At 63.9% G+C, this 10,473-nt stretch carries 10 protein-coding genes; 4 read left to right on the top strand and 6 right to left on the bottom strand.

Annotation, left to right across the window (positions count from 1 at the left end; all coding sequences use genetic code 11):
* The first annotated feature begins 168 nt into the window (after positions 1-168).
* Positions 169-1,239: a GNAT family N-acetyltransferase gene (locus I6E58_RS06110; protein WP_197131452.1), complete on the top strand. Its 1,071-nt coding sequence runs from the start codon at positions 169-171 to the stop codon at positions 1,237-1,239.
* Between the two features lie 9 nt (positions 1,240-1,248).
* On the opposite strand, the gene mutM is transcribed toward I6E58_RS06110, so the two are convergent.
* Genes mutM through I6E58_RS06090 form a run of 4 tightly spaced genes read right to left on the bottom strand, consistent with a single transcriptional unit; the run spans position 1,249 to position 3,707 of the window.
* Complete coding sequence (gene mutM, locus I6E58_RS06105) at positions 1,249-2,181, bottom strand: bifunctional DNA-formamidopyrimidine glycosylase/DNA-(apurinic or apyrimidinic site) lyase (RefSeq protein ID WP_197131450.1); 933 nt, start codon at positions 2,179-2,181, stop codon at positions 1,249-1,251.
* A gap of 5 nt (positions 2,182-2,186) precedes the next feature.
* The gene (gene rnc / locus I6E58_RS06100; protein WP_197131449.1) at positions 2,187-2,888 is read right to left on the bottom strand and encodes a ribonuclease III; all 702 of its coding nucleotides are present in this window, start codon (positions 2,886-2,888) and stop codon (positions 2,187-2,189) included.
* Between the two features lie 25 nt (positions 2,889-2,913).
* Entirely contained in the window at positions 2,914-3,117 is a 204-nt protein-coding gene (rpmF, locus tag I6E58_RS06095) for a 50S ribosomal protein L32 (protein ID WP_129071820.1), read from the bottom strand.
* Between the two features lie 2 nt (positions 3,118-3,119).
* Complete coding sequence (locus tag I6E58_RS06090; RefSeq protein ID WP_246837391.1) at positions 3,120-3,707, bottom strand: DUF177 domain-containing protein; 588 nt, start codon at positions 3,705-3,707, stop codon at positions 3,120-3,122.
* Between the two features lie 264 nt (positions 3,708-3,971).
* Here I6E58_RS06090 and I6E58_RS06085 point away from each other — a divergent pair, with 264 nt between their 5' ends.
* Genes I6E58_RS06085 through I6E58_RS06075 form a run of 3 tightly spaced genes read left to right on the top strand, consistent with a single transcriptional unit; the run spans position 3,972 to position 6,812 of the window.
* Positions 3,972-5,003 (top strand): putative F420-0 ABC transporter substrate-binding protein, encoded by a 1,032-nt coding sequence (locus I6E58_RS06085; RefSeq protein ID WP_197131448.1) that lies wholly within the window; start codon positions 3,972-3,974, stop codon positions 5,001-5,003.
* Positions 4,996-6,006 (top strand): putative F420-0 ABC transporter permease subunit, encoded by a 1,011-nt coding sequence (locus tag I6E58_RS06080; protein ID WP_197131446.1) that lies wholly within the window; start codon positions 4,996-4,998, stop codon positions 6,004-6,006. Before I6E58_RS06085 ends, I6E58_RS06080 begins: the two co-directional genes overlap by 8 nt.
* Positions 6,003-6,812, top strand: coding sequence for an ABC transporter ATP-binding protein (locus I6E58_RS06075; RefSeq protein WP_197131444.1), 810 nt, complete (start codon positions 6,003-6,005; stop codon positions 6,810-6,812). Before I6E58_RS06080 ends, I6E58_RS06075 begins: the two co-directional genes overlap by 4 nt.
* Here I6E58_RS06075 and I6E58_RS06070 read toward each other — a convergent pair.
* Both I6E58_RS06070 and I6E58_RS06065 read right to left on the bottom strand, forming a co-directional pair.
* Positions 6,799-9,129, bottom strand: coding sequence for a DUF3488 and transglutaminase-like domain-containing protein (locus I6E58_RS06070; protein ID WP_197131442.1), 2,331 nt, complete (start codon positions 9,127-9,129; stop codon positions 6,799-6,801). The two genes, I6E58_RS06075 and I6E58_RS06070, sit on opposite strands and share 14 nt — an antisense overlap.
* The gene (locus tag I6E58_RS06065; protein WP_307841995.1) at positions 9,116-10,408 is read right to left on the bottom strand and encodes a DUF58 domain-containing protein; all 1,293 of its coding nucleotides are present in this window, start codon (positions 10,406-10,408) and stop codon (positions 9,116-9,118) included. The genes I6E58_RS06070 and I6E58_RS06065 overlap by 14 nt, the downstream gene beginning before the upstream one ends.
* Positions 10,409-10,473 lie beyond the last annotated feature (65 nt).

Genomic DNA, 10,473 nt, shown 5'->3' with positions numbered 1-10,473 from the left:
TCTCTGACCACGTTGCTGGTCAGAACCTTGCTATACGGTACCGGATGCGCGGGGTTCCGCGGTTCTGCCGCGCAGAACGAGTCCCCTGAGCCTCTAGCGTGCTGTGAGCTCGCGGCGTAGTCTGGTCGGCTTCCTCCGTAGCGCTTACCCCCGCAGATTGGTGCGCTCATGTCAGAGATTGAGATCACGACCCTCGAGATTCCTCTCGCGCTCTCTGCCGAGGGGTCGGATGACTTCACCGCGGCGACCGTGCTGCGGAATGAGACCGACGAAGTGCTGCTTCACTACCCCGAACTGGCCTATGACCCAGTCGTTTCCCTCGCGACGTGGCAACCGAGCGCATTCGAGGAGCGGCGGATGCTCGTCGCCCGCGATCAGGGACGCATCGTGGGCCGCGGCGACTACAGCACCACCGTCGGCGAAGATGCCGATACCGCGTGGATCGAAGCGTACGTGCATCCGGATTATCGGCGTCGCGGTATTGGTTCCCGGCTTCTCGCTGCGCTAGAAACGATTGCTCAGGATGCGGGCAAACGCAAGGTGCACGTATACGTCTCGAGCCTGCCGAGCGACGGTGCGCTCCTCGACTCCCCCACGGGCTTTGGCGCGGTTCCTCGCGACGGCGCCGGAACGCAGTTTCTGCTCGCGCAGCAGTACAGCTTCGAGCAGGTCGAACGGGTGAGCCGGCTCCCCCTCCCGATCGCCGGCCTGCATTCCCTGGTCGATGCCGCCATCACACGCTGCAGTCGCGACTATGCCGTGCACGAGTGGGTGGGGCTGTGCCCGAAGCAGTGGCGAGACGACCTCGCGCTTCTCTACACGCGGATGAGTACCGACGAACCCAGCGCGGGGCTTGAGCCTCCCGAAGACGTGTGGACTGCAGCACGAGTAGTCGATCACGACGAGCGTGAGCTCGCGAGCGGGGTCACGACCGTCTACGCCGCGATCGAACACGTCGCGTCGGGAGAGTTGGTGGCGTACACCGCGCTCACCGTGCCTGTGCAAGCCGAGCGTGCGGTCCTCCAAGACAACACGATCGTTCTGAGCGAGCATCGCGGCCACCGCCTCGGCAACCTGCTCAAGGTTCTGAACCTCGCGCACCTCGAACGAGTCGCGCCCGGGCATCCGTCGGTCATCACCTACAACGCTGAAGAGAACCGTCACATGCTCTCGGTCAACGAGGCCGTCGGATTCGTGCCGATCGGGTACGAGGGCGCCTGGAAGAAAGAGTTGCGCTAGCCCGGAGCCCTAGCGCGCCGCAACCACGGGCACACGAATGCGCTGGCAGAACTTACAGAAATGCGAGCCGCGGTTCATGAAGCTCTCGCGCACGACTTCGCGACCGCAGCGCGGGCACGCGCGGCCCTGCTGGCCGTAGACGTTGAGCGAGTGCGCGAAGTAGCCCGACTCACCGTTCACGTTGAGGTACTGCGTGTCGAAGCTCGTGCCGCCCTCGGCGAGGGCCTTGGTGAACACCGCCCGCACTTCGGCGAGCAGCTGAACGGCCTTCGGGCGACTCAGCGTTTCGGTGGGCTGGTTGTAGTGCACGCGCGACGCCCAGAGCGCTTCGTCGACATAGATATTGCCGATGCCACTGATCAGCGTTTGATCGAGCAGCGCCCGCTTCACGGTGGTGCGCTTGGCCTTCAGAGCGCGCAAGAACTTGGCATCGTCAAAGAACGGGTCGAGCGGGTCGCGCGCGATGTGGGCCACTTGGCTCGGCACCGCGAACGCGGGCTGGTCGACGGTGGGCAGCATGCTGTCGATCGCCATCGAGCCGAAAATACGTTGGTCGACAAAGTTGAGGCGCAGTGCGCCGTGGTCAGGATGATCAAGTTCGATGCGGATGCGCGTGAGCCGGTCATCCGTGCTCCGATCACGCAGCAGCACTTGCCCACTCATTCCGAGATGGGTGACGAGTGCTTCACCGTGCGTGGCAGCGCTGTCAGGCTCAGCGCTGTCAGGCCCGTCGCTGGCGGCGAGGGGCAGCCACATGAACTTGCCGCGGCGTTGAGGGGTGAGGAACGTGCGACCGGTCAGACGGTCGATAAAGTCTTCGCTCGGCCCCTCATGGCGACGCAAAGAGCGCTCGTCGAAGACCGTGACGGATGCCGCCGTCGCGCCGGTGACGGCCGGTTCAAGCCCCGCGCGCACCACTTCGACTTCGGGAAGTTCGGGCACGCCGGTTACTTCACTGGGGCTTGGAGGATGGTCCAGGCTTCGAGCGCGGCAGCCATCTCGGCGTGCTTTTTGCTGGAGCCGATACCCGACGCGATCACTTCGTCGTCGAGGCACACTTCCGCATGAAAGCGCTTCGAATGATCGGGGCCGCTGTCTTGAATGCGGTATTCGGGAGCCCCACGCCCAATATGGGCGGCGAGCTCTTGAAGGCTCGTCTTAGGATCCATCGCTGCACCGAACCGCTCAGGGTCCGCCAGCAATGGGGCGACGAGGCGGAGGACGAGCGCTGTGGCTTCGTCCCCGCCGAGGTCGATATAGGCAGCACCGATGATCGCCTCAACCGTGTCAGCCAAAATGGACGGCTTTTCACGGCCGCCCGTTTGCTCTTCTCCCTTACCCAAGCGAATGAACGCGCCAAGACCGATCAGGCGCGCAATTTCAGCAAGAGCTACGGAGGAAACGAGACTAGCCCGACGCTTGGCAAGGTCTCCCTCGTCAAGCTCCGGGTTATCGCGATACAGCTTGACCGTTACTGCCTGGCCAAGAATTGAGTCACCAAGAAATTCGAGCCGCTCGTTATGCGCGATTCCGCCGTTTTCGTACGCGAAAGAGCGGTGTGTCAACGCAAGCGTGAGCAACTCGGGATCAATACTGACCCCGAGCACAGCGGAGAGCTCAGCAGGTGAGCTGGAGCCCGTTATCGCCATTTCGACTCGAGTATGTGGGGACTAGTTAAACGTCAGCGACCTTGCGGCCCTTGTACTCCATGTACAGGGGGGTGCCGGCGGAGTCTTCGACTACCTTGGCGCGGTGCGGGAGGCTGTAAACGGTCTTGCCGTTTTCGATGGTCTTAACGAGAGCGGTAGGGGTTGCCTTCCACTGGGCGCGGCGCATGCGGGTGCTGGCCCGCGACATTTTGCGCTTCGGTACTGCCATGACTAACTCTTTTCTTCTTGGGTCTCAGGGAAATCGTTCGTGTCGTTCAAGTCGTGGTCGTGCGAGTCTTGCGTGAAATCTTGGAGGCCGGCCAACGCTGCCCAGCGGGCATCGATGGGCGCTTCGTGTTCGTGTCCTGGATTATCGAGCAACCGAACCCCACACTCAGGGCACAGGCCAAGACAATCTTTTTGACAGACCGGTTGGAACGGAAGTGACAACACTACCGAATCCCGCACTACAGGTTCTAGATCGACATACTCGTCGATCACCGTGTAGTCGAAAGCTTCGTCCTCAGAATACGCGAAAAGTTCTTGAAACTCGACTCGAACAGGCAGCGTCACGTCAATCAGGCAACGAACGCACTCTGCTTGAGCTTTTCCCGAGACAACGGCATCCACGAGAACGCCATCATGAAGTGATTCATAACGGCCCTTGATGGACAGTTTCGCGCCTTTGGGAACCTCAACAACGGTGGTACCGAAGGTTTCGGGTACGACGATCTGGAGCGAGTGCTCTCTCATCTCACCGGGACGGTGCATGAGATCGCGCACCAACACGGCATACGGACTCTCGTTGATTCTAGACACGATCGTCAATTCTACCCCCGCAACGGCCTCGCTGTCGCCCCCGGTCAGTGATCGTTCAGGCTTACGACCCACGGATGAGCGGCGACGGCGGTGCGGGTCGGTGTAGGCACGAGCATCCGCCCCTCTCTAGACTGGTACAACAGACCCGTGCGCTTGGTATGGCGTGGTTGGTTTGCCCAGGATTGGGCTTCCGGTCTTCTTGAAACACTTTTCCGTTTTCGTGGCGCATCTCCGCGCCCACTTCGCCGTTTCTCGAAAGGCCTCATGTCTGTTCTTACCCGCTCTCTTTTTGCTGCCCGCCCCAGCGCTCACCGCACGAGCCGCCGTCACACCGTCGTTCGTGGTGCCGCTCTTCTCGCCGTGTCCGCTCTCGCCCTCAGCGGCTGCGCCACCGCAACGCCCGAGGCCACTTCCTCGCCCGATGCCGCTGCGCAGAGCGTTGACCTCAGCAATTGCGGTTTCGACGTGAGCTTTGACTCCGCCCCCGAGCGCGTCATCACGATCAAGTCATCGACCACCGAAATGCTGCTGGCACTCGGTTTGGGCGACCGCATTATTGGTACCGCTTTTCAAGACGGCCCCGTGCCCGAGCAGTGGGCATCCGAGGCCGCTGATCTGACCTCGATCGCTGAGAAAGTGCCCAGCGAAGAAGCCGTGCTCGACCTCGAACCCGACCTGGTCTTCGCCGGGTGGGAGTCGACCTTCAGCGCAGACGGAGCCGGCGAGCGCGCTGACCTCACCGCTCTAGGCATTAACACCTTCGTCGCCCCCTCGGCCTGCCAGAGTGCAGAACAGCCCGCTCAGCTCAGCTTCGACGACGTCTTCGGGGACATCGAAACTGTGGCGTCGATCTTCCGGGTGGATGCCTCTGAAATCGTTGCAGAGCAGCGTGCGCAGTTGGACGCCATCGACGCCAACGGCGACTCCCGCACCGCGCTGTGGTTCTCCTCAGGTTCTGACACACCGTATGTCGGCGCTGGCATCGGAGCTCCGCAACTACTACTCGACACGGTAGGCCTCACCAACATCGCCGGCGACATCGACTCGACGTGGGCGCCCTTCAACTGGGAAGCCGTCGTTGACGCCGATCCCGACTTCATCGTGCTCGTGGATGCCGCGTGGAACTCCGCCGACAAGAAGATTGAAGTTCTCGAGGCCAACCCCGCAACCGCTAACCTCAGTGCTGTGAAAGCTGGCCGTTACCTCGTAGTGCCGTTCGCGGCGAGCGAGGCTGGCGTGCGCAGCGTCGAAGCCGCCGAGAGCTTGTCGGCCCAGATCGCGGAGCTTGATGGCTAAGGTTTCCCCGCTAACTTTCGGCGCCGCCCTCGTGATCGCACTACTGGTGTCGATCACGGTGGCGGTGACGATCGGGCCTGCCGACATCCGCTTCGATGAAGTGTGGCGGTCGATTGGTAGTCACCTCGGTATTGGGGTGAGCCCGCTGAGCGAGCTTCGGGACGGCATTGTGTGGCAGTTGCGACTGCCGCGCGTGCTGACTGCGGCTGCGGTGGGCGCGGGGCTCGCGTTGAGCGGAGCCGTGATGCAGGCGATTACGCGCAACCCGCTCGCTGACCCCTATCTGTTGGGGTTGTCGTCAGGCGCCGCGCTCGGCGCCGTGTCAGTGTTGCTCTTGGGCGCTGCTGTGTTGCTTCCTCTCGCCGCCTTCGTCGGAGCGTTGCTCGCTCTCACCCTGACGTTGCTGCTCGCGGGGTCGCTGGGAGCGATCACGCCCTCGCGCACCGTCTTGGCAGGTATCGCCGTCTCGGCACTCGCCTCGGCCATCACGAGCTTTGTCATCTTCTGGAGCGTCACGGGCGACTCGTACCGCGAAGTGCTCTCGTGGCTGCTGGGTTCGCTCAGCGGCGCCCGCTGGCCCGCCGTCGGCATCACCATGGCCGCCATCATCGTGATCGGGATCCCCGTGATGCTCACGGGACGACTTCTCGACTCCTTTGCCTTTGGCGACGTGCAGGCAGCGTCGCTCGGGGTGAATGTCAGCGCCACCCGCTGGGGACTGCTGGCGGCATCCGCTCTCGTCACGGGCGCCATGGTGTCGGTGAGCGGCTCGATTGGCTTTGTGGGACTGATATTGCCGCATGCCGTGCGGCTTCTCGTGGGGCCAGGCCATCGGGCCCTGCTCCCCCTCAGCGCCCTCCTCGGTGCTGTCTTTCTCGTCTGGGCTGATACTCTCGCCCGCACCCTCTTTGATCCTCGCGAGATTCCCGTGGGCATCGTCACCGCGATGATCGGAGCGCCCATCTTTGCGTTCCTGCTCACCCGGCGAAAGAGTTCCACATGAGTGAGACGAGCGGCACCGAGAGCAATACCGAGAGCGGCCTCCTCGCGGAACGCATCAGCGTCACCACCGACGGCACCCTGCTCATCGATAACGTCGATTGCACGGTCGCGCGCGGCTCGCTCAGCGCGCTCGTGGGCCCCAACGGTGCGGGAAAGTCGACGTTGCTGCGCGCTCTCACCGGGGTGCACGCTCCAGCATCGGGCAACGTCACCTTCGGCGGCCATGATCTGCTCGGGATGCCGCGCCGCCACCGCGCCCGCCTCGCCGCGTTCGTGGAGCAAGACGCCACCACCGACACGTCCCTCACTGTGGGAATGGTTGTGGCGCTCGGTCGCCTTCCGCACCAATCACTGTGGGAGGCGGACTCCCCCGAATCCGCCGCCATCATTGCGGCGAGCCTCGAGACTGTGGAGATGACGGCCTTTCGGGAGCGCGAGTTTCAGAGCCTCTCCGGTGGCGAAAAGCAGCGCGTGATGCTGGCCCGGGCACTCGCCCAGCAGCCGCAGCTGCTCACCCTCGACGAACCCACCAACCACCTCGACATCGCCGCCCAGCTCGCGGTGCTCGAGCTGCTCTCGAGCCTGCGCAACACTGGTGTGACCGTTCTGGCGGCCCTGCACGATCTCTCCCTCGCGGCGAGCTATTGCGACCACGTGATCGTGATCTCCCACGGTCGCGTCGTGGCGGCGGGCGCGACCGAAACCGTACTGACCGAACAGCTAATTGCTGACGTCTACGGCGTGACGGCATCCATCTTGCGCAATCCGATCACGGGTAAGCCCGTGATCGGCTTCAGCCCGGCGTAACCGCGTCGGGCAACTTCTCGACCGCGGCTGGGTTGCGGTCGAATGCCGTGCGCGGGGCGAGTACCGCGACGATCCGGGCCTTCCACCCCACGGATGACCGTAGCGCGACGATCACACTCGACACTGCTTCTCGTCGCACCGCTCGCTGGCGCGGGCTGAACGCCGAGGCTTCCACGGCAGCAAGCACCTCCGCGAGCGCCGACGACGCTGGTCGCGGCGATTCAACCGAGGGCGCTGTCGATGGGGCCGAGCTTGTGGAGGATCCAGACACCGCCCCGGCTCTCGCAGCGACAGTCGCCATGCCGAGCTGCGTCGCTATCTCGTCGTGTTGTTGGCGCGGAGTCGTCGTCATGGTGACGACGATTCCGAGATCGGCGGCGCTATCGCAAATTTCACGCCAGGCCTGCGCAACGTCGCCGCGAGCGACTGCCCGCAGCCGCAGAGCTCGGCGACTGACGCGGACGAGCGCAGGGACAGCTAGCAGCAGTGGGATGAGCAGCAACCACCACCAGGGCGAGAGCTGGCTCTGCCCCGAAACCGGCACGTCGGCGATCTCGTCACGCGGCACATCGGGGCGCGCTCCCGGGGTGGCGCTCGACGTCGGCGTCGCGGTAGGTTCGGGCTTCGACTCATCGATATCGGGAGTACTGGGGTCATCATTCACGCTCTGCGCAAACCGAGGCGTACTCCCTACCGAAACAGTGGGTTCGAAACGAATCCATCCCACAGTCGGAAAATAGAGCTCGGGCCACGAATGCAGGTTGTCGGTGGTGACCGAAAAGCTGACTTCATCGGTCTCGGAGTCCACTTGTCGCTGCCCCGGAGTGAAGCCGACAACGACGCGAGCGGGAATGTCGAGGCTGCGGGCCATCGCCGCCATCGCCGAAGCAAAGTGCACGCAATAACCACTCTGAGCAGCCAAGAATTCGCCGAGCACTTCTGCCCCCGAACCGTCGTAGTCCTCGGCGACGGGGGCCTCCTCCGAATATACGAAGTCCCCGTTACGAAAGAACGACTGCAGCGCCAAGGCCTGATCGAACCGTGTTGCTTCGCTTCCGGCCACCTGTTGAGCGGTTTCGCTCACCACGGCCGGCAAACTTTCGGGCAGCGCCAAGTACTTCTCAAAACCGCTCGGCAGTTCGACCGGTGCGGCCTCAAGCTGTTCGATCGTGGGAGCGGGAGTGATGAACGACACCTCGTAGCTTTGATTTTTCGAGTTCGCGAACGACGACGCCACAGTAAGAGCCTCCGCGTCCCACGTCCACCCGCGCCCCGCATCCGCAATGCTCGTCGCGGCATACGGCACCGGCAGCAGCTTTCCGCGAAGCTGTTGAATCTGAATCTGCATGGCTTTGGAGATGCGAGGGATCTCGGCCGAGAGACCCGGCGCAGCCCCGAACTCGTCGACGGTGTTGGCGTCGTCAATCTCGTTCTCGGAAGGACTCCAGGTCTCGTCACTGAACTCATCGAGCGCGGCCACCCGCAGGTATTCCTCTCCCGTGTCAGACCAGTAGGTCAGTGCTGGGAGCGGTGAATCGCGGCGTAAGTCGTCGCTGAGGCTCAGGATGGGGTTCACCCCCGTGCCGATGATTCCCGGTGCGCTCGTCGCGGGCTCTGCCGGTGTGACGCTCGGGAGCAGCACAGGTACAACAAGTGCCACCGCGAGAGCCCCCGCCACCGCCGGCCACGCGGAGCGAACCGTCGTATGTTCGCCCGCGACGAGAAGGATGCCGACATAGGCCAGCGCCGTAACCGCGAAACCAAGCGCATCGTGCAATTCGCTTCGCACAAACGCTGGAACCGCCAGTAGGACGAGGAGCGGGATCGCCGTGAAAGCGGGCTTACGCAGCACGAATGCGATGACATCCATCGCGACGGAAAGAGCGACGGCACCGACGCAGATTAGGAACACAATGCCGGCGTCGGCATCCGCGGGGAATCGCTGACCCTCCATTGAGTCTTGGCCCTCGGTCACCAGTCGCGCGAAACGTTCCGCTGTTCCGACGAGGGGTACGATTCCCCAGAACGCGGTGTTGGCGGCGAAGAAAACAGTGAGCGCCAACCCACCCGCGACGGCACCGATGAGGGAGCCGATCCAGGCTCGGGAGATGAGCGTGTGCGCGACCGCGGCGGCAGAGAGAACGACGAGAACTACCGCGAGGTACGGAAACCACCAGGCGCCTTCAGTAAGCACTTCGCCGAGGCTGCTCGCCCCGACGCCCAGGGCGAGAGCAAGGGTGCCGCTGAGCGACCACACCCGCACTCGTTGCTCGTGAGCGCGCACGCTGCGCGCTCGACTCGCGTCAGTTGTCGTCACGGTGTGCCTGCGACTCGGCTACGAATAGCTCCCACGCGTCACTGATGCCATCGAACGAGTGCACCGAGATCACCTTCCAGCCGGCGTCGCGCAGCTCGTCGCTGGCAGACTGCCGCGCCGGGCCCCTCGCGTGAGCGAAGTCGCCAAAACTTGACGACGATTCCACGACGAACACCACAGCCAGCACCCCGGGGAGAGCCTGCTGCGCCAAGTACGCGATGGTCTCGGGCTCGGGATGAGCGACGAGCGCCACCACCGGCCCACCCGCGCTCGTGCTCGCTACGGGTGCGCCCCACCATCCCGGCGCAGTGTCAACCGGCCCGAACGTCGCAAGGCGGGTCAAGAACTCTTGTTCTTCCGACGCGCGACGGTGCACAATCGATGCCTCCGCTAGCTGTGACGGGCCTGTCTCGAGGATCTCAACCAGGAAGCCTTCGCGCTTCAACTGCACGGCAGCAGACGCGAGCATGCTGACCACCCACTCGAAGCGGGGGCTGCGCGTGGCCGCAGCGACGGATCCGGCTGGCTGGCGGCCGGACTCGGCGTGGCTCGCATCCGGATAACCGTTCGACCTTGTATCCACGATGATGCGTGCCTCGGGATAACTGTGCTGTTCCTCTTGGCGCACCATCAGGCTGCCATGGCGGGCGGATGCTCGCCAGTGCACCCGGCGCATCGCATCTCCGCGGCGATATTCGCGTGTCATCGCGTCGTCGTCGTCGCCTGCCGAGCGACGTTGGAGCACTCGGGCCTCGCCGTCGCCCGACTGAGCGAGTAACGCCGAATGAGACAGCGCGACCACTCGCGGCGTAACAGTGAGCTCCGTAACGCTGCCCACACTCCAGCTACCGAGCGCAAGCGCGAGCGGGTCGGCGCTCTGCAAGAGAAGCGGGCCAATTTCGAATACGCCTCGGGCCGCCGGGGTGAGAGAGTAGGTCAGTTGGGCCGCGCTGCGGCGGTTGAGCCCACCCATCCGAGCCGACAGCGGAGGCAGCCAACCGCTCGCCGTTGCCCACGGACGCCACGGCAGACGATCGGCCCAGTGCATTCCTCGAAGACTGGTGCGCGCGAGGTTATCGACGCGCAGCGTGACGACGCTGGTGGTCCCTGCCTCCACGACTGGAGAAGCGAAACGCCGACTCACGGCCAGCGATGAGCCGCGCGAACGCACGAGAACCACCGCCATCAACGGCAGCGCGAGCGCAAAACATCCCGCATATAACAAAATCGGCATACCCGCCACATAGCCGCCCACGATCGCGAGATTACCGAGCACCACGAACGTACTTCCACGCGCGGTAAGTCGCACCACCTTCAGCGCAAGCGAGAGGGCTCGAAACGGTC

It is taken from the genome of Salinibacterium sp. SWN1162 (assembly GCF_015864675.1).
Lineage (GTDB): Bacteria > Actinomycetota > Actinomycetes > Actinomycetales > Microbacteriaceae > Rhodoglobus.
Note: the sequence above shows the minus strand (reverse complement) of the source record. Positions and strands in the feature narration are given on the sequence as shown.

Coding starts and splice junctions, on each gene's coding strand:
- rnc (WP_197131449.1), bottom strand. CDS start 2,888: ATGGCGATAACGGGCTCCAGCTCACCTGCTGAGCTCTCCGCTGTGCTC.
- I6E58_RS06080 (WP_197131446.1), top strand. CDS start 4,996: ATGGCTAAGGTTTCCCCGCTAACTTTCGGCGCCGCCCTCGTGATCGCA.
- I6E58_RS06075 (WP_197131444.1), top strand. CDS start 6,003: ATGAGTGAGACGAGCGGCACCGAGAGCAATACCGAGAGCGGCCTCCTC.
- rpmF (WP_129071820.1), bottom strand. CDS start 3,117: ATGGCAGTACCGAAGCGCAAAATGTCGCGGGCCAGCACCCGCATGCGC.
- I6E58_RS06110 (WP_197131452.1), top strand. CDS start 169: ATGTCAGAGATTGAGATCACGACCCTCGAGATTCCTCTCGCGCTCTCT.
- I6E58_RS06085 (WP_197131448.1), top strand. CDS start 3,972: ATGTCTGTTCTTACCCGCTCTCTTTTTGCTGCCCGCCCCAGCGCTCAC.